The sequence below is a fragment of the Streptomyces sp. NBC_01450 genome (assembly GCF_036227505.1).
Classification (GTDB): Bacteria; Actinomycetota; Actinomycetes; order Streptomycetales; family Streptomycetaceae; genus Streptomyces.
The window spans coordinates 2608289-2630494 of sequence record NZ_CP109480.1; the positions used below are offsets into that span (position 1 = coordinate 2608289).

25 protein-coding genes and 1 pseudogene are annotated in these 22206 nt (G+C 71.1%); 12 read left to right on the plus strand and 14 right to left on the minus strand.

What is annotated here, in order from left to right:
• Positions 1-81: 81 nt before the first annotated feature.
• Complete coding sequence (locus OG568_RS11925; protein ID WP_329531454.1) at positions 82-468, plus strand: Imm32 family immunity protein; 387 nt, start codon at positions 82-84, stop codon at positions 466-468.
• 131 nt (positions 469-599) lie between these two features.
• Entirely contained in the window at positions 600-1052 is a 453-nt protein-coding gene (locus tag OG568_RS11930) for a hypothetical protein (RefSeq protein ID WP_266428582.1), read from the plus strand.
• Positions 1053-1118: 66 nt separating this feature from the next.
• Here OG568_RS11930 and OG568_RS11935 read toward each other — a convergent pair whose 3' ends face one another.
• A complete protein-coding gene (locus tag OG568_RS11935; protein ID WP_329531455.1) occupies positions 1119-1493 on the minus strand; it encodes a hypothetical protein in 375 nt (124 codons plus the stop codon).
• A gap of 362 nt (positions 1494-1855) precedes the next feature.
• On the opposite strand from OG568_RS11935, the gene OG568_RS11940 reads away from it, so the two are divergent.
• Entirely contained in the window at positions 1856-2449 is a 594-nt protein-coding gene (locus OG568_RS11940; RefSeq protein WP_329531456.1) for a DUF4291 domain-containing protein, read from the plus strand.
• A gap of 190 nt (positions 2450-2639) precedes the next feature.
• Here OG568_RS11940 and OG568_RS11945 read toward each other — a convergent pair.
• Positions 2640-2786, minus strand: a pseudogene (locus tag OG568_RS11945) (DUF4291 family protein); the annotation flags it as partial.
• A gap of 156 nt (positions 2787-2942) precedes the next feature.
• Here OG568_RS11945 and OG568_RS11950 point away from each other — a divergent pair.
• Positions 2943-3674, plus strand: coding sequence for an SIR2 family NAD-dependent protein deacylase (locus OG568_RS11950; RefSeq protein ID WP_329531458.1), 732 nt, complete (start codon positions 2943-2945; stop codon positions 3672-3674).
• Between the two features lie 68 nt (positions 3675-3742).
• Here the strand turns inward: OG568_RS11950 and OG568_RS11955 are convergent, their stop codons facing one another.
• The 4 genes from OG568_RS11955 to OG568_RS11970 form a co-directional block, all read right to left on the minus strand.
• A complete protein-coding gene (locus tag OG568_RS11955; RefSeq protein WP_266587812.1) occupies positions 3743-4225 on the minus strand; it encodes a methylated-DNA--[protein]-cysteine S-methyltransferase in 483 nt (160 codons plus the stop codon).
• 50 nt (positions 4226-4275) lie between these two features.
• A complete protein-coding gene (locus OG568_RS11960) occupies positions 4276-5757 on the minus strand; it encodes an AlkA N-terminal domain-containing protein (RefSeq protein ID WP_329531459.1) in 1482 nt (493 codons plus the stop codon).
• An 87-nt stretch (positions 5758-5844) separates the two neighbouring features.
• A complete protein-coding gene (locus OG568_RS11965; RefSeq protein ID WP_266428598.1) occupies positions 5845-6786 on the minus strand; it encodes a M48 family metalloprotease in 942 nt (313 codons plus the stop codon).
• Positions 6783-7172 carry a BlaI/MecI/CopY family transcriptional regulator gene (locus OG568_RS11970; RefSeq protein WP_266428600.1) on the minus strand — a complete coding sequence of 130 codons (390 nt, stop codon included), beginning with the start codon at positions 7170-7172 and terminating at the stop codon, positions 6783-6785. The genes OG568_RS11965 and OG568_RS11970 overlap by 4 nt, the downstream gene beginning before the upstream one ends.
• A gap of 116 nt (positions 7173-7288) precedes the next feature.
• On the opposite strand from OG568_RS11970, the gene OG568_RS11975 reads away from it, so the two are divergent.
• The 4 genes from OG568_RS11975 to OG568_RS11990 all read left to right on the plus strand — a co-directional run bounded on the left by OG568_RS11975 (position 7289) and on the right by OG568_RS11990 (position 10782).
• Positions 7289-8002: a DedA family protein gene (locus tag OG568_RS11975; RefSeq protein ID WP_443077616.1), complete on the plus strand. Its 714-nt coding sequence runs from the start codon at positions 7289-7291 to the stop codon at positions 8000-8002.
• Positions 7999-8604: a phosphatase PAP2 family protein gene (locus OG568_RS11980; RefSeq protein ID WP_329531461.1), complete on the plus strand. Its 606-nt coding sequence runs from the start codon at positions 7999-8001 to the stop codon at positions 8602-8604. The genes OG568_RS11975 and OG568_RS11980 overlap by 4 nt, the downstream gene beginning before the upstream one ends.
• 61 nt (positions 8605-8665) lie before the next feature.
• Entirely contained in the window at positions 8666-9328 is a 663-nt protein-coding gene (locus tag OG568_RS11985; RefSeq protein WP_266428609.1) for a response regulator transcription factor, read from the plus strand.
• 80 nt (positions 9329-9408) lie between these two features.
• Positions 9409-10782, plus strand: a complete 1374-nt coding sequence (locus OG568_RS11990) for a sensor histidine kinase (RefSeq protein WP_329531462.1) — start codon at positions 9409-9411, stop codon at positions 10780-10782.
• On the opposite strand, the gene OG568_RS11995 is transcribed toward OG568_RS11990, so the two are convergent.
• The 3 genes from OG568_RS11995 to OG568_RS12005 form a co-directional block, all read right to left on the minus strand.
• Positions 10763-11596: a COG4705 family protein gene (locus OG568_RS11995; RefSeq protein WP_266587803.1), complete on the minus strand. Its 834-nt coding sequence runs from the start codon at positions 11594-11596 to the stop codon at positions 10763-10765. The genes OG568_RS11990 and OG568_RS11995 overlap by 20 nt on opposite strands.
• An 85-nt stretch (positions 11597-11681) precedes the next feature.
• Positions 11682-12620 (minus strand): lysylphosphatidylglycerol synthase transmembrane domain-containing protein, encoded by a 939-nt coding sequence (locus OG568_RS12000; RefSeq protein WP_329531463.1) that lies wholly within the window; start codon positions 12618-12620, stop codon positions 11682-11684.
• Entirely contained in the window at positions 12617-14122 is a 1506-nt protein-coding gene (locus OG568_RS12005) for a hypothetical protein (protein ID WP_329531464.1), read from the minus strand. The genes OG568_RS12000 and OG568_RS12005 overlap by 4 nt, the downstream gene beginning before the upstream one ends.
• A 199-nt stretch (positions 14123-14321) precedes the next feature.
• On the opposite strand from OG568_RS12005, the gene OG568_RS12010 reads away from it, so the two are divergent.
• Together OG568_RS12010 and OG568_RS12015 are read left to right on the plus strand one after the other, a co-directional pair.
• Positions 14322-14705, plus strand: a complete 384-nt coding sequence (locus OG568_RS12010) for a BlaI/MecI/CopY family transcriptional regulator (protein WP_266587800.1) — start codon at positions 14322-14324, stop codon at positions 14703-14705.
• On the plus strand, positions 14702-15616 hold the full coding sequence (locus OG568_RS12015; RefSeq protein ID WP_329531465.1) for a M56 family metallopeptidase: 915 nt from the start codon (positions 14702-14704) through the stop codon (positions 15614-15616). Before OG568_RS12010 ends, OG568_RS12015 begins: the two co-directional genes overlap by 4 nt.
• 18 nt (positions 15617-15634) lie before the next feature.
• Here OG568_RS12015 and OG568_RS12020 read toward each other — a convergent pair whose 3' ends face one another.
• A complete protein-coding gene (locus tag OG568_RS12020; RefSeq protein ID WP_329531466.1) occupies positions 15635-16486 on the minus strand; it encodes a COG4705 family protein in 852 nt (283 codons plus the stop codon).
• Positions 16487-16708: 222 nt separating this feature from the next.
• Between OG568_RS12020 and OG568_RS12025 the strand changes: the two genes are divergently transcribed.
• Positions 16709-17329, plus strand: a complete 621-nt coding sequence (locus OG568_RS12025; RefSeq protein ID WP_266428632.1) for a TetR/AcrR family transcriptional regulator — start codon at positions 16709-16711, stop codon at positions 17327-17329.
• Positions 17330-17347: 18 nt separating this feature from the next.
• Here the strand turns inward: OG568_RS12025 and OG568_RS12030 are convergent, their stop codons facing one another.
• The 4 genes from OG568_RS12030 to OG568_RS12045 all read right to left on the minus strand — a co-directional run bounded on the left by OG568_RS12030 (position 17348) and on the right by OG568_RS12045 (position 20892).
• Positions 17348-18454 (minus strand): alpha/beta fold hydrolase, encoded by a 1107-nt coding sequence (locus OG568_RS12030; RefSeq protein ID WP_329531467.1) that lies wholly within the window; start codon positions 18452-18454, stop codon positions 17348-17350.
• Between the two features lie 13 nt (positions 18455-18467).
• The gene (locus OG568_RS12035; protein WP_266587794.1) at positions 18468-19082 is read right to left on the minus strand and encodes a GOLPH3/VPS74 family protein; all 615 of its coding nucleotides are present in this window, start codon (positions 19080-19082) and stop codon (positions 18468-18470) included.
• Positions 19083-19101: 19 nt separating this feature from the next.
• Positions 19102-20331 (minus strand): YbfB/YjiJ family MFS transporter, encoded by a 1230-nt coding sequence (locus OG568_RS12040; RefSeq protein WP_329536334.1) that lies wholly within the window; start codon positions 20329-20331, stop codon positions 19102-19104.
• Positions 20332-20589: 258 nt separating this feature from the next.
• On the minus strand, positions 20590-20892 hold the full coding sequence (locus tag OG568_RS12045) for a muconolactone Delta-isomerase family protein (protein WP_266428637.1): 303 nt from the start codon (positions 20890-20892) through the stop codon (positions 20590-20592).
• 258 nt (positions 20893-21150) lie between these two features.
• Here OG568_RS12045 and OG568_RS12050 point away from each other — a divergent pair, with 258 nt between their 5' ends.
• A complete protein-coding gene (locus OG568_RS12050; RefSeq protein WP_329531468.1) occupies positions 21151-22071 on the plus strand; it encodes a LysR family transcriptional regulator in 921 nt (306 codons plus the stop codon).
• Positions 22072-22206 lie beyond the last annotated feature (135 nt).

The window sequence follows — 22206 nt, forward strand, 5'->3', positions numbered from 1 at the left end:
ATCCATCTGCGGACGTACGGCGCGGTTGAAGGCCATCCGCCGCAGGCATCATGGGAGTCCGACGTTGGAGGAGTGACACCCTTGAGACTGGTCTCAGACCCCGGGTACGGCGAAGTGGATCTCTCCGCCTCGGCCGAAGAGCTGACGGGGTTGGCGAGCGCGGTGGCCCGGGGCGAGGGGCTGTTCAGCTCCATCCTTTCGCCGGGCGGCAACACCTTGGCCGGGGTCGAGGTCAGAGGCACTTCCGGCCCCGGCGTCCTCATCCACCGGGACGCCGAGCGGCAGATCCTTGTGATCAGCGGTGACTCCGCCGGCAGAGCAGTACTCGCGGAGAATCTGCGGGACATGGCCACGGCCGAGGACGGCGGCCACCTCCACATCGACTATTTCCCCGGGCACTGCTACCTCGCCGAAGGGTCACTTCCCTTGGTGGTCAACAGCCCGCACGGAGGCATGCCAACCCGGTGAGTGGGCGTATGGTCGCTGCGTTCGGTCGCCGCGTTCGGTGATCGGAGGCGACCAGCGACCGGAAAAGCCTGAAGCGCTCTGATCTCTCTGCGGACTCCCGACTGGTTGTCCTGGCTGACAGGATGGTCACCATGGAGATCATCCCAGGGCAAGGCGTGGCCCTCGTCAGGATCGGCGATCCGCGCTCGCAGGTCGAGGAGCGCGTCGGGTCGCCGTATCACGGCCCGGGCGGACAGCGGGCCGTCTACACCACCTCACCCACGCTGGTGATCACCTACGCGGCTGACGAGACGGTCGAACTCGTGGAGATCGGCTACAGCGGCGAAGGCGGCGATGCCGAAGCGCACTACGACGGGGTTCAGCTGACCCATCGCTTTCTGGATGACGTCGTCGCGGACCTCCACGCCCTGGGGCACTCGAGTACACCCTCGGACATCGGCCACGACTTCCACGCCGGCTTCTCCGTGTGGTCCATGCATTCGTTGTGGGCGCGCGACCTCGACCCGGAAGCCGGCGAGGACGACGAACGCGCGGTCTCCGAAGGAGTCTCGGTGGCGCCGTATACCTACTTCGCCGAAGGGTAGGGAGAGGCCGGGAAGTGGCGGCCCTGCCCGGCGAGCGAACGCACTCCGGTGTCATCCCTCCGCGCCTCAGCCGGTGTGCCGGTCCGTGGAGAGTAGCCACTGCCAGCGTTGACGTTCCGTGACGAGGGTGGCGGCCACGAGGAGAGACACGAGGACGGCCGCGTAGATGGGCCATGCCAGCCATGCGGCGATCGCGGCAGCAGCGAGCTGGAGCAGCACGAGCAGGATCGTGACCGTACCCGAGACAGGGACGATCACCTGCGCCTTGTCTCCCGGAGTGGAGAAGACGGTCGGGAGGCCGATCAGTACCACCACCGCCAAGACGGCAAGCAACCATGAGTACGTGGACAAGGCCCAGGGAGTGGCCACCCAGGCGACGAGTTCAGCAGCGAAGCGCAGGACCGATGCGATGCGGTCGTCCGGTCTCTCCGCTCTCTCCATGTTCGCCCCCCACAAGCCGTGTCGACCACCAGCGGGAGATCTTACGACCACGGATCGGGCTGTGAACGCGCCTTGGTGATCCACGTCAAGCCGTGTTCGTAGACCTTTGCACGTGTCCTGCGCACCTGACCGGCCACACGCAGCTGATTACCCTGGTTGGAACGAACTGGGGCCGTCTTGCCCGACGGGGATTGCCTCGGCACCGTGGACCGCCCATAGCCACCCTCAGTGAATCAGGCGTCTGAAGAAGGCGGCCGTGAGACCGGCAACTCGCACGGTGCTGCGGCCGGCGTCCTCCGTCGCAGCGAGCAGCAGTCGAAAATCGGTGGCCATCCGAGTCGGCCGATCCCACGCTGTACGCCATGGAAGAACCGCACCGCGGGATCCGCGCGCTCCACACGGCATCCACGATCACCGTCTACCAGGCGTACGCCCCTGAAATCGGAGTGACCGCCGTCCGCGACGGCCGCTTTCCCTCGACATGGCTGCGGGATCGCATGACGTGGATCAAGCCCAGCTTCCTGTGGATGATGTACCGCTCCAACTGGGGCACCAGTGCTGGGCAGGAGACCGTTCTTGCCGTCGAGATCGCTCGCGTCGGCTTCGACTGGGCGCTGCGCCACGCCTGCCTGTCGAGCTACGTTCGCGGCCTGCATCCCGATCGCGGCACCTGGCAGCGTGAACTCAAGCGCGCACCGGCCCGTGTCCAGTGGGACCCCGAACGCGACCTGAACTTGCGTCCCCTGCCGCACCGCTCGCTGCAACTCGGACTCTCGGGCGAGGCATCGTCGCGCTACGCGGACGAGTGGACCGTGTCCATCAGCGACGTGACTCCACTCGCCCGAGAAATCCGCATGCTCGTCAATCGCGGGGATCTGGACTCCGCGACACGACTGCTTCCTCAGGAACAGCGATACCCCGCCGGTGACGAACTGCTCGCCCACCTGCTGCCCTGACCAGCAATCCGAACAGGGCCGGAAGCGCCCGGGGGTCACTTGGCAGCACGGGCTCGCCGGGACGGAGGTCAAGCCGGATGACCTCCTACCGCAGGGCCGCTGTCCGCCCGACCCGCGGGGCGAGCAACACGCCGGCAGCCGTTCACGGTCATGCCGGCAGCATGGATGAGGTCTGCGAACGCGTCTTGGTGATCCACGTCATCCTGTCCCGCTTCCCCACGGCGGGGAAACGGCCCTCCCGGGCGGCGGGCAGGCCGATGTCCGATGGGTACGCCTGACAGACGGTGATCGTGGACTCTGCGTGAGCCGCTCGGCTCCCGCGCTGCGGTTCTCGCATGGCGTACAGCGTGGTGTCGGCAGGTTCGGGCGGTCACTGATTTTCGACTGCCGTTCACCGCGCCGGAGAGCGTCCGCGTCGGCGGCCCAGCGACACGGTGTCTGGCCGCCCCGATATCCACTCGCTCCGACCAGGCAGGCGGCCTACCCTCGGCCCATGAACAAGCCCCTCGTCACCATCCTCAGTGGCGCCGGTATCTCCACCGATTCCGGGATCCCCGACTATCGCGGCCCGAACGGGCTGTGGCGGCGGAATCCGGAGGCCGAGAAGCTCGTGACGTACGACTTCTACATGGATGATCCGGACATCCGGCGGCGGTCGTGGCAGATGCGGCGCAAGAACCGGACACTGCGGGCGGAGCCGAACGCGGCCCACCGGGCGGTGGCCGAGCTGGAGCGGTCCGGGGTGCCGCTGCGGGTGATCACGCAGAACGTGGACGGGTTGCACCAGCTCGCCGGGATGCCGGCCCGCAAGGTGATCGAGCTGCACGGCACCGCGCGTACCGTCGTGTGCACCAAGTGTCATGCCAAGGGGCCGATGGAGGACGCGCTCGCGCGGGTCGAGGCCGGCGAGGAGGACCCGCCGTGCCTGGAGTGCGGCGGGATCCTGAAGTCGGCGACGGTGATGTTCGGCCAGCGCCTCGATCCGGTGGTGCTCGGTGAGGCGATGGCGATCACCAAGGCGTGCCAGGTGTTCATCGCGGTCGGCAGCAGCCTTCAGGTGCAGCCCGCCGCCGGGCTCGCGGGCCTCGCCGCCGACCACGGAGCGCGGCTGATCATCGTCAACGCCGAGCCGACGCCGTACGACGAGCGGGCCGACGAGGTCGTACGGGAACCGATCGGCACCGCCCTGCCGAAGCTGCTGCGAACGCTGGGCGAGGAGAGTTAGGGCCTGAGAAGTGGGCTAGTGCCGCGGCAGGCAACGTTTGCCCGGGGCGAACGTTGCCTGCCGCGGCACTAGAAGAGAGCCGTACCGCTCTCGAAGTCCAGCAGGCGCTGCTTGCGGTCCAGGCCGCCGCCGTATCCGGTGAGACTTCCGTTCGCGCCGACCACGCGGTGACAGGGCACGATGATGCCGATGGGGTTCTTGCCGTTGGCCAGGCCGACCGCGCGGGAGGCGCCCGCGTTGCCCAGGGCTTCGGCCAGTTCGCCGTATGAGCGGGTCTCGCCGTAGGGGATCCGGCGCAGCTGCTCCCAGACGCCGCGCTGGAAGGGGGTGCCGGACATCCGCAGTTCGAGGGTGAACTCCTTCAACTCGCCCCCGAAATAGGCCTTCAGCTGGTCGGCGACCTCACCGAAGGGCGTGTCGTCGCGTTCGCCGAAGGTCTCCTCCGGCGGGCGGTGGCGTTGGCCGACCATGTAGAGGCCGCACAGGACGCCTTCCTCGGCGACGAGGGTGAGGGGGCCGTACGGGCTGTCGATGACGGTGTGCTGTTTCACAGTTCGTACCTTCGAGTCGCTCGAATCCATGCGCGTTTGCTTGAAGTCGCTTATACGGGGAGGAAGTTGATCGGGTGACTGTCCGTCGCCCACAGGTACTGGACCGCGTAAGCCCGCCATGGGCGCCACGCCGCCGCGCGCGCCGTGAGGGCGGCCGGGGTCGACGGCAGGCCCAGCTCCTGGGCCGCGCGCCGGATTCCGAGGTCGGTGGGGAGGAAGGCGTCGGGGTCGCCTAGGGCGCGCATGCCGATGACGTCGACCGTCCAGGGGCCGAAGCCGGGGAGGGCGAGAAGTCGGGCGCGGGCCTCGGCCCAGTCGCTCTCCACCCCCAAGTGGAGTGTGCCGTCCGCGAGTTGGCCTACGAGGGTGGTGAAGGTGGTCCGGCGGGTGCTCGGCATCGCGAGTGACGACGGGTCCAGCGCCGCGAGCTCCTGAGGGGAGGGGAAGAGGTGGGTGAGGCCGCCCTCGGGGTCCTCGACGGGTTCGCCGTGCGCGGTGACCAGGCGGGCCGCGTGCGTACGGGCGGCGGCCGTGGAGACCTGCTGGCCCAGGACGGCCCGTACGGCGAACTCGGCCTCGTCGACCGTGCGCGGCACCCGGCGGCCGGGGGCCTTCTCCACCAGGGGCGCCAGCACGGGATCCGTCCGCAGCTGGTCGTCGACCGCGACCGGGTCGGCGTCCAGGTCGAGCATGCGGCGGCAACGGCTGATCGCCACGGGCAGGTCGCGCAGGTCGCTGAGGGTGAGGCGGCAGGCGATGTGGTCGACGTGCGGGGTGAGCCCGACGATCCCGTGGCCGTAGGGCAGGCGCAGGGTGCGCCGGTAGGCGCCGTCGCGCCACTCCTCGACCCCGGGTACGGAGGTCGCCGCGAGGTGGCCGAAGAGGTTGTCGGGGTTGAGCGGGGCACGGAAGGGGAGCCGAAGGCTCAGGACGCCCGGTGTGGCCGGGGCGCGCTTCTTCGGCACCCGGTCGCGCAGCTCGCTCGGGGCGAGGGCGAAGACCTCGCGCACGGTGTCGTTGAAGGTGCGGATGGAGGAGAACCCGGCCGCGAAGGCGATCTCCGCCATCGGGAGCGGGGTGGTCTCGATGAGCAGCCGGGCGGTCTGGGCGCGCTGGGCCCGGGCGAGCGCGAGTGGTCCCGCGCCCAGCTCGGCCAGCAGCTGCCGCTCGACCTGACGGATGCTGTAGCCGAGCCGGCCCGCCAGGCCCGGAACGCCCTCGCGGTCCACGACCCCGTCGCCGATCAGGCGCATCGCGCGGGCGACGAGGTCGGCTCGCTGGTTCCACTCGGGCGAACCGGGGCTGGTGTCCGGACGGCAGCGCTTGCAGGCCCGGAACCCGGCCTGCTGGCAGGCCGCCGCGCTCGGGTAGAACGTCATGTTCTCGGGTTTCGGCGGCACCACCGGGCAGCTCGGCCGGCAGTAGATCCGTGTGGTCAGGACCGCCGTGAAGAACCATCCGTCGAAGCGTGCGTCCTTCGACTGGACGGCGCGCACACAGCGCGCCATGTCGGTGTGCATCCCGTTCCGCATGCCTCAAGCATCGGGCACGCGCGGGGTCGGGGCTGGCGAGAATCCGACATCAACCTCACGGCTGCGGACAGGCGGCGGGCCGCGCGGTCAGCGGGTCTCCTCGCCCTGGGCGATCTCCACCTCGTGATGGAAGGTGAGGACGCCGGTCGCCGCCGCGGAGGCCGAGACGGTCGCGCAGGCGACGAGGAGGAGGGCGATCCAGGAGGCGGCGCGGGGGCGGTGCCCGGGAGCCGCGAGGAGGGCCGCGACCCGCTGGGGTACGGGTCCGGTGGTCGCGGCGGCGGCGAAGTCGGGGCGGGTGGAGCGGGCGGACGTGATGGCGAGGGCGGCGCGGGCGATGGCGCGCGCGGTCAGCCGCCGGTCCCCCACCGCAGTGGCGGCGGCCTCGTCCGCGGCACGCTCGGCGGCCAGCGCGATGCTGGCGCGGACCGGGCGCAGCCCCGGATGGCAGTGCGCGGCGATCTCCGCCGCGACGAGGAAGCGGTGGTGGCCGCCCGCGTTGTGGGCCCGCTCGTGGGCGAAGAGCGCCTCGCGCTCGTCGGGGCCGAGACTGCGGAGCATCGCGGTGGTGACGACGATGCGGTGCGGACGGCCCGGCAGCGCGTACGCGTCCGGGTGCGGCGACTCGATCACACACAGGTCGCCCGCGGCGGGGCGGCGGTCGGCCTGGGTGCGGGCGACGCGAAAGGCGCGCAGCTGGCGCAGGGCGGAGCGTACGAGGGTCGCGGCACCGACGGTCAGGAGGCCGGTGGCCGCTGTCGCCAGGGGCACGACGACCAGGTTGGACGGGGTACGCAGGGGGTGGACGAGTTCACCCAGGCCCGCCAGGACCGGCAGCTTGAGCAGGCCGGTGAGCAGCAGCGCACCGAGTGCGGCCACGGAGGCGCCGGCCAGCACGAGGACCGTGAGGGTCAGTGCCCACAGTGCGGTGACCGGTGCGAGGCGGTCGAGGCAGCGGCGGGCCAGCGTCGGTACCGCGAAGGGCAGCAGAATCGGGATGAGCAGCAAGATGATCAGCGGAGTGGTCATTGCTCACCCGATTCCAGTTGCTCACCCGATTCCAGCAGATCACGCAGGAGGCGCTCGTCGTCGGGGCTGAGCTGGGCGACGAACCGGGCCAGCGCGGTCTCCCGGTCCTCGTCCCGGTCGAGTTCGGTGTGCATACGGCGGGCGGTGAGGCCGTGCGGGTCCTGGACGGGGAAGTAGGCGAAGCCGCGGCCCTGCCGCTCCCGGCCGACGATCCCCTTCTCGTGCAGCCTCGACAGGATCGTCGTCACCGTCGTACGGGCGAGGCCCGAGCCGAGTTCCGTCTGGACGCGGCCCGGCGTGAGGGGTGCGTCGGCGGCCCAGAGGGCAGCCATGACGGAGGCCTCGAGCTCACCCGCCGGTCGACGTTCGTCCTTCGCGCTGGTCATGGGAACGATCCTCACCCCGGTATCGTCTACAGTTCAGTAGACCGTCTACAGGATTGTAGTCACTCGGGTGCCGTCACGGCTGCGCCCGCCCGTCCAGTATGAGAGGGCTCCCGGCGATGGCCGCACCTTTGTTCGCAGCGTCACAGCTCGGATCACAGCTCGGGTCACAGCTCGGGTCGGAGCTGGCGGTGAACGTCCTCAGCGCCCAGTCCCTGCTCGCCGCCTTCGGCGTGCTGGGCGTCGGCGTGGTGATGTTCGCGGAGACGGGGCTGCTGATCGGCTTCTTCCTGCCCGGTGACTCGCTGCTGTTCACGGCGGGCCTGCTGTGCACGGGGTCGGGTCACGGCGGTCTGAAGCTCTCCCTGGGACCGCTCCTGGTCTGCGCGGCGGTGGGCGCGCTGGCCGGCTCACAGTGCGGCTATCTCATCGGGCGCAAGGCGGGCGGCGCCCTGCTCGCCCGCAGCGGCTCGCCCCGGCTGCACGAGGGAGCCAAGCGCGCCGAGGAGCTGCTGGAGCGCTACGGCCACGCGAAGGCGATCGTGCTGGCCCGCTTCGTCCCGGTGGTGCGCACGGTGCTCAACCCGATGGCGGGCGCCCTCCAGGTCCCCGCCCGCACGTTCACCGTGTGGCAGGTCGTCGGCGGTCTCGTCTGGAGTGTCGGCCTCACCCTCGCGGGCTACGCACTGGGCTCCTCGATCCCGAACGTCGACCGCTATCTGCTCCCGATCATCGCCGTGATCGTCATCGTGTCGCTGACGCCGCTGGCCGCCGAGCTCCGCCGCTCCCGCAAGGCCGCGACCGCGACCACGGAGAAGGGCGCCCAGGGATGATCCTCGCGTTCGACGGGTCGTCGATCGACGGCTCCGCCTACACCTACGTGGTGGATCTCGCCCAACACGCCCCGTCCTGGCTGGACAGCCTGGTGTCCGCCTGGTCGACGTACGGGCTGGCGCTGTTCGCCCTTCTCATGCTCGTGGGCTGGTGGCAGGCCCGTCGCAGCAGCGCCCAGGCGGCGATGGTCTCGCTCGCGGTGCCGGTGATCGTCGTCGTGGCCTTCGGGGTGAACTCCGTGTTCAAGATGCTCGTCCGTGAGGACCGCCCCTGTCAGAGCCTGCATGTGAAGACGCTGGAGGCGTGTCCCGCGCCGGGCGACTGGTCGTTCCCCAGCAATCACACGGTCATCGCCGCCGCGGCCGCCGTGGCCCTGCTCTACGTCTCACGTCGCCTCGGCACCCTCGCCCTGCTGGCCGCCTGTCTGATGGCCGTCTCCCGGGTCTGGGTCGGCGCGCACTATCCGCACGACGTGGTCGCCGGTGTCCTGGTCGGCACGCTGATCGCGATGCTGCTGACGACCGTCCTGCGCAGACTCTCCGACCCGCTGGCGAGTCGGCTGACGGACTCGCGGCTGCGGCCGTTGCTGGTCTCGGCGTAGACCGGCGGCGACCGCCACGGGGAACAGGCAAGCACCCTTCCGGAGCGGCTGAAGGAGGACCATGCGGCACACGATCCTGGTCGTCGAGGACGATCACGCCCTGCGTGACGTCCTGCTGCGGGGGCTGCGTGACGAGGGCTTCGACACCGTGCCCGCCCGGGACGGGGCGACCGCACTGCGGCTGGCCGGGGACGACGTCGACGCGGCCGTGCTGGATGTCGGGCTGCCCGACGCGGACGGACGGGACGTGTGCCAGGCGATCAGAGCCAATGGATTCCTCTCGCCCGTCATCTTCCTGACCGCTCATCACCACCTCACGGACCGGCTGGCGGGCTTCTCGGCCGGCGGCGACGACTATCTGCCCAAGCCGTTCCACCTGACGGAGCTGGCCGCCCGGCTGCGGGCGGCACTCAAACGCAGCGGACCGCTCCCGGCCACCACGTCCGGGGACCTGGTCCTGGACCCGGTCGGGCACGGCCTCACCGTCCAGGGCACCCGGGTCGGCCTCACCCCGACGGAGTTCCGGCTGCTGGCGGTGCTCATGGCGGGGTCCGGGGACATCGTCCGCAGACGCGAGCTGATCAGGGCCGGATGGCCGGAAGGCGCCCGGGTCAGCGACAACACGCTGGACCAGTATCTGACCCGGCTGCGCCGCAAGCTCCGGGACAACGGCAGCGCGCTGACCATCACCACGGCACGCGGCATAGGCCACCGCCTGTCATGAGGGCCCTGTCAGCCAGCCGGCGCGTCAGCCGGTGCCATGACGGCCGTGTCAGCCGGCGCGAGGGCACGGAGGGCAGGGTCATGAGGGCGTTCGCCTCCCGCTGGTGGCCGCGCACCCTGCGGGGCAGGCTCTCCCTGGTCGCGCTCACCACGGCGACGATCCTCATGGTGATCCTCACGGTCGCGTTCAACACGGTCGTACGCCGGCATCTCCAGCACCAGGCGGACGACGAGCTGCGCACCCGGGCCGCCGCCGTCGCCGCGACCGTCGTCACCGACGGCTCCCGCGTGCGGGTCCTGGAGACGCCGGGTGAGGAGCTGCTCGACACGAACGCGTGGATCTACTCCGGCGACCGGCTGCTCGAGAAGCCCTCGTCCGCCACCGCCGACGGCCCGCTGACCCGCGCCGCCGCCCGGCTCGTCGCGCGCGGCGGCCGGCACTGCGTCACCGCGCACGTTCACGACGAGGTCCGGCTGTGCTCGCGCCCGGTGCCCGGCGGCAAGGGCGCCGCCGTCGTCACCGCGCTGGACCTCTCGCCCTACCGCGGCTCGGCCGACACGATGCTCTTCGCGTCCCTCGCCCTCGACGCCGCGATGCTCGCCTGCACCTACGCGCTGACGCGGCTGGCGGTGGGCCGCGCCCTGCGTCCCGTGCGCTCGATGACCGAACACGCCACCCGGTGGAGCGCGATAGCCTCCCCGGAGCGCTTCGGCTCGGTGACCCGCCCCACCGAACTCGCCCAGCTGGGCGGTTCGCTGGACGCCCTCCTCGACCGCATCCGCGCCCTGTTGCGACACGAGCGGCAGCTCACCCGGGAGCTGTCGCACGAGCTGCGCAACCCGCTCGCCCGGATCATCGCCGAGCTCGACTGGTGGGGGGCCCGCCCCCGCTCCGACGCCGACACCGAGGCCACCCACGCGGCGATCGCCGACGCGGCCCTGTCCATGCGCACGATCTGCGACACCCTGCTCGACGAAGCCCGCGACAGCGCGGCCGCCGCGCCCGGCACGGCCGACGTGCTGCCGGTGCTGGGCCGCCTGGTGGACCTTCTGGTGGACCGCCTCGACCCGGCGAGGAAAGGGGTGGAGGTCGTCGTCACCGCCCGGGACGCGCGGTTGTCGGCAGGGGTGCCCGACGCCCTCCTGGAGCGCATCGTCAGCCCGCTGCTCGACAACGCGGTGAGGCACGCGCGCACCCGGGTCGAGATCCTTGCCCGCGCTCAGCCCGGCGGCGTACGCGTCGAGGTCCGGGACGACGGCCCCGGCGTACCGGCGTCGTTCGTGGCGCAGCTCTTCCAGCCGGGCCGGCGCGCCGATCCCGGCGACGGACACGGCGGAGCGGGCCTCGGGCTGCCGCTGGCGCGACGCCTGGCCCGCTCCGCCGGCGGGGAGGTGGACCACGACGGTCGGTGCGCCTCCGGCGCGACGTTCGTGGTCACGCTTCCCGCGGGTTGAGCACGCCTCCCTTGTCGGTGACGTCCTTGCGGGTCAGTGTGAGGTACACCACCAGCGCGAGGATGACCGTCAGGAACAGCACGCTGGTGACCACGGTGCCGAAGCCCAGGCCGCCGTCGCCGGTCGGCTGCGAGAGGTAGTCGCCCATCGAGGCACCCAGGGGACGGGTCAGGATGTACGCGATCCAGAAGCTCAGCACGGCGTTCAGGCCGAGGGCGAAGTGCGCGACCGCGACCGCGGCGATGGCGAGGCCGAAGAGGACGGCGGACACCCAGTATCCGAGGGCCATCTTCTCCGCGACGAGGTCACCGGCCGCGGTGCCCAGCGCGAAGGTGAACAGCACGGCCAGCCAGTAGTAGGCCTCGCGGGACACCGTGTCGATGCTGTGGATGGACAGCGTTCCCTCGCGGCGGTACCAGATGGCGAAGACGACGGCGAGGGCGACGGCGAACACGGAGGTGCTGGTCGTCAGCGGCACGCCCAGGTTGTCGGTGAGGTTGTCGCTGATCAGGGTGCCGACGACGCTGATGAGGGCCACGGCGAGCCAGTACACGCCGGGCCGGTAGGCCTTCGTGCGGAACTGGGCGACGAGGACCACGATCAGCAGCGCGCTCATCAGCAGCGACACACCGGTCAGGCCCATGCCCAGGTTCGAGTTCAGAAGGTCCGCCGCGGTCTCGCCGACCGTGGTGCACAGCACCTTGATGATCCAGAAGTACGCGGTGACTTCGGGAACCTTGTTCCAGCGGAGGTGGTGGCCGGGGGCCGCCCCGCCGCGGACATGAGCCCCGGTCGTCTCAGAAGTCTCGGTCATGGGGCCCGACCCTGCCAGCGGGACTCTGAACACATCCTGACTGCCGATGGGCGGGGGCGACAGGGACGAACAGCGCGAGCGTCGTTCAGAGGACCTTGCGGCGGGCCAGTACGGCCAGCGCCAGCAGCCCGGGGACCAGGGGCAGCCACACGGTCAGCAGCCGGTAGCCGAGGACCGCCGACGCCGCGGCGCTGCCGGGCGCTCCGGCCAGTCTGAGGGCCATGGCGAGCGCCGCGTCCAGGGAACCGATGCCACCGGGCGTGGGCAGGAGTACGGCGGCGCTGCTCGCGGCCAGGTAGGCCAGCGCCACCTGGGCCGGGGGCAGCGGCAGTTCGAGGGCCTGGGCGACCGCGACGACCACCGTGGCGTGCAGCGCGGCGAAGGCCAGCGAGCCGCCCCACAGCGCGGCCGCGCGCGCCGGGACCTCGTGCACGGCGCGGACGTCGGCCAGCACGGCCCGCAGCGCGCGCCGCAGAGGTCCGCGCAGCAGTACGACGGCGGTGACCACCACGGCGAACGCGATCACGATCACCGTCGCCGAGATGTGCGGCAGGCGGAGCAGGCCGGGACAGGCCAGCGCGAGCACGGCGATCAAAAAGCCCCGCGAGAAGGCCCCGGCGGTCGCCTTCACACCGAGCGCGGTCGCCGACCGGACGACCGGCAGACCGCACCGGGTCAGGAAGCGGAGGTTGACCGCACCGGCGCCGAGGCCCGCGGGCAGTACGTGGTTGGCGGCGGAGGCCGCGAACTGGACGGCGACCAGCTGCCGGGCGGGCAACGGCCGGGTCACCGCCCCTTGCTGGGCGAGCGCCGAGCACACCCAGGTCGCCACGGTGGCGACGGCCGCCACGAGCAGCCAGCCGCGGTCGGCGGCGGCCAGCCGGTCGACGCCGACCACGATCACCGGCCAGTGGCGCTGGGCGAGATGGACCGCGCACACCATCACGGCGAGGGTCAGCGCGGCATGCAGGGGGACCCGCCTGCTCACGGCCGTCGTCGGTGCGCCGGGCGGAAGAACGGTCATGTCGCGTCGCCTCCCTGGACGGCCGGGGCGAGGTACACGATCAGACGGCCGACGCGGTGCGCTTCCCACGTGCGGGCGTACGCGGGTGGCTTGTCGCCCGGTGTGGTCAGCACGCCGACCGGGATCCGCTGTCCGGCCCGCACCAGGGCATCGGCGGTGATGTTGGCGTTGTGGCCGCCGGTGTCGACGGAGGAGCACCCGGTGTAGAAGGCGATCGGGACGTCTTCGTAACCGGTCAGCATGCAGGGCGCCTTCACCCCCAGCCGGTGCAGCCGCGTCGCGGTGTCGGCCCAGCCCTGGTGGGAGACGGTGGCGCCGTGCACGGTGTGCTCCAGCACCGCGAACTGCACCACGAGATGCCCGGCCAGGCCGAGCGCCACCAGGGTGGCGGCCACCGGTCGCCGGCCGCCGCCGGGCGCGGTCACCAGGTGGATCAGGGCGTCGGCGACCGGGATGGCCAGCAGGATGTACACGGGCAGCAGGAAGCGCGGCGCCGCGTATCCGATCATGAAGAGGTACGGGAAGCCCACCGTCGCGGCGCAGGCCAGAAGCAGCAGGGTGGCCACCCCGCGTCGGGCCCTGACGGCGATCACCGCTCCGAGGACGGCCAACACGGGCAGCGCGAACCACCACAGCAGCACCGGCGGGGCGGGCATGTCCCCGGTGCAGGGGCGGCACAGGGCGCGCCCGCCGAGGCTGCGCATCTGGTCGCCGAAGGCCAAGTTCCAGCCCAGGCCGCCCTGGATCCTGGACCCGTCGGAGAGCCGCTGGGCGAGGCCGCCGTAACTGACGTACGCCTCGACGACCCACTGGCCCGCGCCGGCGACCAGGCCCGTGACGAGCGCGACCAGCAGCCTCGGGCTCCGCCAGCGGCGTACGCACACGACGAGGAAGAGCAGCGGCAGGGTGGCGTAGACCGCGTCGGTGGGCCGCATCCACGCCATCAGCGCGGCACTCAGGCCCACGCCCCACAGCGCCGCCTGGTCGAAGCGGTCGGCCTGGCCGCGCAGGAAGCAGCCGACGCAGGCCAGGGCACCGATCGCGACCCAGTAGTTGGGCATGGCCTGCGGGCCGTAGAAGAGGGTCACCCAGAGCGTGGAGAACACGGCGCCCGCCGTCGCCAGTACCCGTATGGGGAACAGTCCGCGCCAGACGCGCAGTGCCACGAACAGGCCGACTCCGGAGAGCACGGCCAGATAGACGCGCAGCAGGGCGGTGGACGACGACCAGGACGCGATCGGTGCCACCAGCAGGGAGATTCCGCGGGCACGCGGGGCACTGAAGAAGGCGGCCGGCGCGTGCGAGCCGACCTGGCTGACGTAGACGGTCTCGTCCCAGCCGAGCCCCATGTCCGGCCGCACCAGGATCAGTTGGGCCAAAGTAAAGGCTAACGCGACCAGCGCCAGCCACTGCGGGCCATGCGGCCGTCTGGAAGTGCGCCCCGTCGGGGGCGGGCTGTGGCGACCGGCGCCCACGAGCGGAAGGTTCACAGTCTTGGCCATCGCCTACCCTTCACCCTACATTCCGTAGGATTCGTCACCCTACAAGACGTAGGGTGTAGGAGAAAGTTGCGCAAAACACGGCCAAATTACAGTGGAACGAGCGGTGTTGCAGTCCGGCGGGCACACCCTCGCACCACCCCGGGCGCACTCGTACGCCCTCACCACCCCCCGTACCCCTACGCGCTGTAAGGTGACGGACATGGCTGGCACAGGCCCCCGTGGCAGAGCCGAACGACGCAGCGCCGGCGAGTTGGAGAGCGAGGTCCTCGCCGCCCTCTGGGCCACCGACCAGGCCCTCACCCCCGCTGACATCCAGGCCGAGATCGGCGGCAACCTCGCCTACAACACCGTTCACACCATCCTCAAACGCCTGTACGACAAGGGTCTGGTCCTGCGTGACGTCGACGGCCGGCGCGGCGCGTACCGGCCCGCCAAGAACGCCGCCGAACTGACCGCCGAGGCCATGCACGAGGCGCTGGACCGGGGGCCCGACCCGATCGCGGCCCTCCAGCAGTTCGTCACCGGCCTGAGCCCCCGAGAGGAAGAGGCCCTGCGGGATCTCCTCGGGGGGAGCGGGATGTGAGGATCGACGTCTACATCCCCCTCGTCCTGCCGCTGCTGCTGACGGCCGTCGCGCCGCAGGTGGGTCTCCGGGTCTCCCCCGCGGTGGCCGCCCGGGTCCTCACCATCGCCGCCGTACCGACCGCGGCCGCCTCCACCTGGGCGCTGCTGCTGCTCGCCGCCACCCTGGTCAACGAGGCGCCGCACGTGGCCACGGAGGCCGGCGAGAACGGTAGGCGCCTGCCGGAACCGGTCCCGGTGGCGATCGCCGTCGCCGCCATCACGCTCCTGTGGCTGATCGGCTTCCGGCTCGTCCGCGCCCTGCGCGCCCACTACGCGACCCGCCGCGTCCTGAAGCGGCTGTGCGAGGGACACCCGCCCGACAGCGAACTCATCGTCGCCGCCTCCTCGACGCCCCGGGCCTTCGCGATCCCCGGCCCGCCGGGCCGGATCCTGGTCACGGCCGCCATGCTCGGCGCGCTGGAACCGGCGGAGCGACGCGTACTGCTGGCCCACGAGCGCGCCCATCTCGCCCACCGCCACTCCGCGCTGTCGACCGCGGTGACCCTGGCCGCCGCCGCCAACCCGGTGCTCGCGCCGGTGCGCACCACCGTCACCTTCCTGGTGGAGCGCTGGGCCGACGAGGAGGCCGCGCGGCGCGTCGGGGACCGTCGTACCACCGCCCGCGCCCTCGCCCGGGCCGCCCTCGTCGCCCAGCGCGCCCGGCCGGGCTGCGCCCTCAGCTTCTCGGAACACGCGGTCACCCGCCGGATCGCCGCCCTGCAGACGGCCCCGCCACCGGACCTGTGGCCCATCGGCGTGGCCGTCCTCGTCCTCGGCGCCCTGCCCGCGCTCGGCGCGCTGGACGCCACCGGCGATCTGCTCCGCCTGCTCGGCGAGAGTCTGCCGGGGTTGGGGCCTGTTTTCGGGTGAGGCCCCGGGTCGCGGACCTCAGGTGCCGAGCATCCCGCGCTCCCGCAGGTGGGCGTAGCCCATGAGCGCGACGAGCACCGCGAACAGCACGGCCGACGAACCCGCCGTACCGAGGTCGAGACCGCCCTTGGCGGTCGGCTTGGTGAGGAAGTCGCCCGCGGTCGCGCCCAGCGGGCGGGTGAGGACGAAGGCGATCCAGAACAGCACCACGTTCGGCACCGCGGGGACGGGCATCAACGCGACGAGGACCGCGAGCAGCCCGGTGACCAGCAGCGCGCCGCCCGCGTAACCGAGCCCGGAGCTGTCCGACAGGAAGTCGCCCATCGAGGTGCCGAGGGTGTTCGACACGAGGATCGCCGACCAGAACAGGGCCTCGGCCCGGAAGGTCACGATGTCGCGGATGACGAACGTCATCCCGGTGAACCTCCAGACGGTGAAGATCACGACCAGCAGCGAGACCAGGATCGCGGCGCCCGCGGGATACCCGAGTCCCAGGCCCTGCGGACCCCAGCCCAGCGAGGTGGCCCCGCCGGAGAGGTACTCGGGGCCGGCGTCACGGTTCATGAAGTCGGACAGCGTGGTGCCCGCCATGCTGGTGGACAGGATCACGGTCCAGTAGAAGAAGGGGTTGTACCGGCGCGACCTGAGCTGCACGACCAGCGTGACCACGAAGACCACGAACAGCAGGATCGTGGTGAGGAAGTAGCCCAGCTCGAGGGTCTGCGCGAAGAGGTCTCCCGCGGTCTCGCCGAGTGTCGTCGCGGCGATCTTCATGATCCAGAAGGCCAGGGTCACCTCTGGCAGCTTCTTCATCACGAAGGTGCCGCGGTCGGCGATTTTATGGCCGGCGACGGCTTCCGTCTTGTCCAACGTTGGCTCCTGGGGGGGTGCGTCGACATCCCCCCAGGGCCACGGCCGAAGGAGGGCGCGTGTCCGACGGCTCAGTGTCGCGCAGGCCCGCGCGCCACGCCGGTCAACGTGGCAGTCCCAACCTGAACGCATCCTGAACGCGTGATCACGCCTCCAGGCCCTGCGGGCGCGTCAGGGGCGCGGCCATGGCCCGAGATAGTCGACTGGTCGTACAATGACGGCATGGGACGTACCAGCGATGCCAGGGAGAAGATTCTCAGCGCCGCGCAGTCACTCATCGAGCTGCGCGGCTACTCGGCGCTGGGGGTGGCGGAGATCTGCAAGACGGCCGGTGTGCCCAAGGGCAGTTTCTACTACTTCTTCGAGTCCAAGGAGGCCCTGGCCCTGGCCGTGCTCGACGAGCACTGGGCCGCCCAGAAGAGCGCCTGGTCACGCGTCCTGAACAGCGACGAGGAGCCCCTGCGACGGCTGTACCGGCTGTTCGAGGAGACGGAGAACGAGCTGCACGCCGGCCAGCAGAGCTGCGGCACCGTGTCGGGCTGCCTGTTCGGGAACCTCACCCTGGAGATGAGCAACCACACCGAGCTCGTCCGCACCCGTCTGCAGGAGATCTTCGACGCACAGGTCGAGATGGTCGAGTCGGTCATCGCCGAGGCCCGTGAGCGCGAGGAGGTCACCGCGCTGGACACCCGGGAAGCCGCCCGGGCGGTGGTCGCCCAGCTGGAGGGGCAGGTGTTGTTCGCCAAGCTCTACAACAACACTCGTCGGCTCAGCCCCCTGTGGGCGAACTGCCTGGCCCTGCTCGGTGCCCGCGCGCCACAGGAGGCCGCGGCGGGCGTCTGAGCCCCGCCGCGACACCGCTCAGAAGGCGTTGACGTCGATGACCGCCTGGGCGAATGCCTTGGGGGCTTCCTGCGGCAGGTTGTGGCCGATGCCCTTCAGCGTCCGGTGGTGGTACGCGCCCGTGAAGTGACCGCGATACGAGGCACCGTCTCCGGGCGGCGTGAAGGGATCCAACTCCCCGTCAAGGGTGATCGTCGGCAGCGAGATGGCGGGACTCTGGGCAAGTCGCTTTTCCAGGTGGTCGTATCGCGGGTCCCCCTTGGCCAGACTCAGTCGCCACCGGTAGTTGTGGATCACGATGGCGACCCAGTCCGGATTGTCGAAGGCCGCCGCGGTGCGGTCGAACGTGGCCTCGTCGAAGTGCCATGTCGGGGAGACGTTCTTCCAGATGAGTCTCGCGAAATCGTGCCTGTACTGTTCGAGGCCCAGTTGCCCCCTTTCGGTGGCGAAGTAGTACTGATACCACCACGCCCATTCGGCCTGGGGCGGCAGGGGCGCCTTATTGCGTTCGAGGTTGGTGATGAGATAGCCGGTCACGGAGACCAGGGCCTTACAGCGCTCCGGCCAGAGGACCGCGATGATGTCGGCCGTCCGCGCTCCCCAGTCGAAACCGGCGAGGATCGCCTTCTCGATCTTCAGCGCGTCCATGAGCGCGATGATGTCGAGCGCGATCACCGACTGCTGGGCGTTGCGGAACGTCTTGTCCGAACGGAACCGTGTGGTGCCATGGCCGCGCAGGTACGGCACGATCACCCGATAGCCCGCCGCGGCGAGCCCGGGAGCCACATCGACATAGCTGTGAATGTCGTAGGGCCAGCCATGCAGAAGGACGACCACGGGGCCGTGCGCGGGGCCTGCCTCGGCATATCCCACATTCAGCTCTCCGGCACGAATCTGCTTCAGCCGGCCGAAAGAGGTGTGTGTTCCGAGCTCGGCCGCGAGCGGAATCGCGGACTTTTTCCCCTCGGCCGTGGAGGCCGATGTCGGGGCCGAGGCCGATGCCGATGACACCGGGAGTGCCGGCAGTGAGGCTCCGGCTGTTCCTAGGGTGAGAATCCGGGAAAACGTGCGCCTGTCGATGACATTCCCCTTTCTCGACCGGTGCGTGGATGGTGGGGAAATCAACTCGGCCCGGACGTCAGGGGCCGTCAGCGCCTCGCCAGATGTTGTCGAAGGCCGCGTCCTCGATGCTTCGCCGTTGCCGTACCGCTTCCAGTTCCGTCACCGCGTCGTTGACCGCGGCCAGTACGGTCAGGACCGCGTCTTCGACGAGATCCGCGGCCTCCTCGGTCGACTCGTCGTGGATGCCCACGGCGGCCGCGAGGACGGTCAGGACGGGCTCGCCCGAGGTCCAGCGTTCGGCCGCGTGGTTGCGGTCCGGCGAGTCGGCCGCTTCCGTGCGGCCGCTACGGAAGGGGATCCAGCTGTGGCGTGGCCGGGTGAGCCCTCCTTCCGCCTCCAGGTCCGCGCGATAGGCCGCGGACAGCCCACGGCCCCGGCGCCACAGCCAGTCGTCGACGGACTCGTACGGCGTCTGCCGGACCAGCGACGACACGGCCCCGTCCAACAGGCGGTCGCCCATGGTCCACTGCGCGCCGGGCACGATGCGGTCGTCCTCCAGCGTGATGACCTGGGCCTCGATGAGGTCGACCAGTTCGGCTCCCGCGAGGGCCAGCGACAGCTCGCCCTGCTCGACGGGCCGGCTGGACGGGACGTCCATGGTGATCATCAACAGGTCCCGCGGTGTGGTCATGACGGGCTCCACGTGTGAGTCATCGGTGGCTGCCCGCGTCCGGCGCGGATTCCGCCGGTGCGGGCTGTCGTACCGGGACGGTAGGTCGCACTACCACCATGTGGTGCGGAAAGCCGACGCGCAGCACGGCGGCGGCCGCGGCGGCCACGAGAACCACGGCGGCGGCCAGGATCAGGGCCTGCTGGTAGCCGTGGTGGAGCAGGGGCGCGACCACCAGCGGGCCGAGGATCTGCCCGACGGAGTATCCGGCGGTCAGCAGCGCGACGGAGCGGGGGAACTCCAGGTGAGCGCCGGTGGCGAGGGCGAGGGTGCTGACACCGATGAACGTCGCGCCGAACAGCGCCGCGGAGAGCAGGGCGGCCGGGGCTCCGCCGATCAGGGCGGGCAGGGCGATGCCCACCGCCTGGACGACGAGCGCGGCGAGCAGCAGGTCGGGACGGGACCAACGGCGCCCGAGCCGTGCCCACAGCGCGGAGGAGGGTACGGCCGCCAGCCCGACCAGCACCCAGGCGCTGCCGCCGAGCGGTCCCGGGGAGCTCTGTTCGATCGCGGCGACCAGGAAGGTGCCCGCGATGATGTAGCCGATGCCTTCCAGGGTGTAGGAGGCGAACAGGGCGGTGAACCAGCGGTGCGTGCGGATGCGCGTGTCCGCGCCCGTGTGCGGCCCGTGGCCGGAATCCGCGGTGGCCTCGGTGACTGTGGTGTCCGTGGTGACTGTGGTCGCCGTGGTGGCCGGTGTTGTCGCGCGAGGCGCTTCGGGGCGGAGGTTCCACGCGGCGACGGCGAGGACCGCGGCGAGTGCGGCCGAGGCCCACCAGGCGGCCCGCCAGTCGGCGACGGGGCGCAGCGCCAGGACGAGCAGACCGGACAGGGCGATGCCCGCGCCGACTCCGCCGAACGCCCATCCGGGAAGGTGAGCCGGGTGCTTCCGCAGGTGGCTGAGGAGCGAGCTGACCGCGATGACGAAGATCAGAGCGCTGGTGACCCCGGCCAGCAGCCGCAGCGCGAACCACACCGCGGTGTCGTGCGTGGCGGGCATCGCGGCCAGGGTGCCGGTCAGCACGACGAGGGAGGCGCGCAGGAGGGCGCGCGAGCGAACCAGCGCGGGCGCCAGGATGCCGGCGAGCGCGCCGACGAGGTAGCCGATGTAGTTGGCTGTGGCCAGGTTCGCACCGGCGCCCGCCGACAGCCCCGCCCCGGCATGCATCAGCGGGAGGATCGGGGTGTAGACGAACCGGCCGACCCCCATGCCCGCGGCGAGTGCCGCGGCGGCCTGGGCCACGTGCGCCCAGGGCGAGTGCGGCCTGCCGCCGTCTCGGGCCGGGGAGGCCCGCAGGGGTCGTACGGGTATGACGAAGTCCATGTCCGTTCGTGATCCTTCCCAGGTCCTGGTCCATGTGAGGCCCTGGCACGTGTCAGGTCGTGCGGGTGTCGGGTCGTACGGGTGTCGGGGGCGGGCACGACCCACCGCCCCCTCGGCGGCTGTCAGCGCGAGCGAGGCCCGCCGTCACGTCGTGGCGTCGGTGCGGCCGGGGTCGTTGGGGTGGGACTCGAGGGCGGTGACGGTGAGGCTCATCCACGGGCGCAGCGGCAGCGTGCCGAGCACCTTCTCGTGGAGCTCGTCCTCGTCACCGGCCCGCCAGATGCCGATGCTGCGCAGTTCGCCGACCGGACGCCACAGCCGCGCCAGGTTGCCGGTGGATGCCAGTTCCCGGGCGCGGACGGCTTCGGCGGCGCGTCGCCGGTCGACCTCGTCCTGGGTGGTGCCCTCGGGGATCGTGGTGGTGATCTCGACGAGGAACTCTCGCATGGTCCTGCTCCGCTCGCTGGGACGTCCGGCGGGGACCGGAACGCCCGGTGGGGTGATGGTGGCCCGTCGGTCGGGCGTTCGACCGCGGCCGGAACGTCTGCCGGGCGTCGAACCCGACCGTCCGCCGGCTGTCGGAGAGAACCACTGCGGTCATCTGCCGTCGGGGGCTTGCATGGCCTCCATCGTCCGCCTGCCGACGGGTCGGCGCCACGACGGGCTTGCTCCCTACTGAGAGGCGCGGACTCGCACCGACGTAGCATGACCAGCGTGGAGCTGCGCCAACTACGGTATTTCGTCGCGGTCGCCGAGGAGCTGAACTTCGGCCGGGCCGCCGAGCGCCTCCTGATCGCGGGACCATCCCTGTCCCAGCAGATCAAGGCACTCGAACGGGACCTTGGCGTACGCCTGTTCGATCGCGACCGCCGCTCGGTGGCCCTCACCCCGGCCGGTTCGGCCCTGCTCCCCCACACCCGCGCCCTGCTCGAGCGGGCCGACGACCTCCAGCGGCGGGCCGGTCGGCTGTCCGGATCGGAACCGGTACGGCTCGGCTACGTCAACTGGCTTCCGTCGGACCTGACCGCCCGCACCGCCACGGTGGCCCAACTCCACCTCGACGCCTGGGTCGCGCCCTCGCACACCCAGGCCGCCCGGGTCGCGGCAGGCGGTCTGGACCTCGCGGTGTGCTGGGTGCGGACCAAGGACCTGGAAGAGCTCGGCCTGCGCGCCCGGCTCATCGGCGCCGACCGGCTCTACGCCGTCACCACCGGCGGCGACACGAGCGATGTGGCCGCCCGGGAGACCGCCGTACTCCTCGACAACGACACCACCTCCTGGTCGTCCTGGAACGTCTACGCCGAGCAACTGGCCGAGGACACCGGGGCCCGCGCGCTACGCATCTCCGACGGCGGCATCACCGGACCGGCGTTCTTCGATCACGTCCGCCACTCCGGTCGCCCGGTCGTCAACTCCCCCAAGGGCCAGACCACCCCCCTGCCGCCCGACCTGGTCCAGCGCCCGGTCACGGCACCGGAGATCTACTGGACCTGGTCGCTGGTCTGGCGCGAGAGCGAGGACCGCCCGGCCGTCCTCGCCGTCGTCGACGCCCTCTGCGACGGCGTGGGCGACCTCGGCCTCCACGCCGCGGGCGCCTGGCTGCCCGACGGGGACCCGCACCGATAGCGATGCCGGCCCACTGACCTGCACTGGGAGGCTGCGCCTTCCAGCAGGGAGGAATTCGGTCCTGACCAGGACCCTGCCGATCTTTGACTTCTCCACTCCGTCCCGCCTACCTTCAAATAGTCGACCAGTCGGCTA

Coding starts and splice junctions, on each gene's coding strand:
- OG568_RS11930 (WP_266428582.1), top strand. CDS start 600: ATGGAGATCATCCCAGGGCAAGGCGTGGCCCTCGTCAGGATCGGCGAT.
- OG568_RS11935 (WP_329531455.1), bottom strand. CDS start 1,493: ATGGAGAGAGCGGAGAGACCGGACGACCGCATCGCATCGGTCCTGCGC.
- OG568_RS11940 (WP_329531456.1), top strand. CDS start 1,856: ATGGAAGAACCGCACCGCGGGATCCGCGCGCTCCACACGGCATCCACG.
- OG568_RS11950 (WP_329531458.1), top strand. CDS start 2,943: ATGAACAAGCCCCTCGTCACCATCCTCAGTGGCGCCGGTATCTCCACC.
- OG568_RS11960 (WP_329531459.1), bottom strand. CDS start 5,757: ATGCGGAACGGGATGCACACCGACATGGCGCGCTGTGTGCGCGCCGTC.
- OG568_RS11965 (WP_266428598.1), bottom strand. CDS start 6,786: ATGACCACTCCGCTGATCATCTTGCTGCTCATCCCGATTCTGCTGCCC.
- OG568_RS11970 (WP_266428600.1), bottom strand. CDS start 7,172: ATGACCAGCGCGAAGGACGAACGTCGACCGGCGGGTGAGCTCGAGGCC.
- OG568_RS11975 (WP_443077616.1), top strand. CDS start 7,289: ATGGCCGCACCTTTGTTCGCAGCGTCACAGCTCGGATCACAGCTCGGG.
- OG568_RS11980 (WP_329531461.1), top strand. CDS start 7,999: ATGATCCTCGCGTTCGACGGGTCGTCGATCGACGGCTCCGCCTACACC.
- OG568_RS11985 (WP_266428609.1), top strand. CDS start 8,666: ATGCGGCACACGATCCTGGTCGTCGAGGACGATCACGCCCTGCGTGAC.
- OG568_RS11990 (WP_329531462.1), top strand. CDS start 9,409: ATGAGGGCGTTCGCCTCCCGCTGGTGGCCGCGCACCCTGCGGGGCAGG.
- OG568_RS11995 (WP_266587803.1), bottom strand. CDS start 11,596: ATGACCGAGACTTCTGAGACGACCGGGGCTCATGTCCGCGGCGGGGCG.
- OG568_RS12000 (WP_329531463.1), bottom strand. CDS start 12,620: ATGACCGTTCTTCCGCCCGGCGCACCGACGACGGCCGTGAGCAGGCGG.
- OG568_RS12005 (WP_329531464.1), bottom strand. CDS start 14,122: ATGGCCAAGACTGTGAACCTTCCGCTCGTGGGCGCCGGTCGCCACAGC.
- OG568_RS12010 (WP_266587800.1), top strand. CDS start 14,322: ATGGCTGGCACAGGCCCCCGTGGCAGAGCCGAACGACGCAGCGCCGGC.
- OG568_RS12025 (WP_266428632.1), top strand. CDS start 16,709: ATGGGACGTACCAGCGATGCCAGGGAGAAGATTCTCAGCGCCGCGCAG.
- OG568_RS12035 (WP_266587794.1), bottom strand. CDS start 19,082: ATGACCACACCGCGGGACCTGTTGATGATCACCATGGACGTCCCGTCC.
- OG568_RS12040 (WP_329536334.1), bottom strand. CDS start 20,331: ATGGGGGTCGGCCGGTTCGTCTACACCCCGATCCTCCCGCTGATGCAT.
- OG568_RS12045 (WP_266428637.1), bottom strand. CDS start 20,892: ATGCGAGAGTTCCTCGTCGAGATCACCACCACGATCCCCGAGGGCACC.
- OG568_RS12050 (WP_329531468.1), top strand. CDS start 21,151: ATGACCAGCGTGGAGCTGCGCCAACTACGGTATTTCGTCGCGGTCGCC.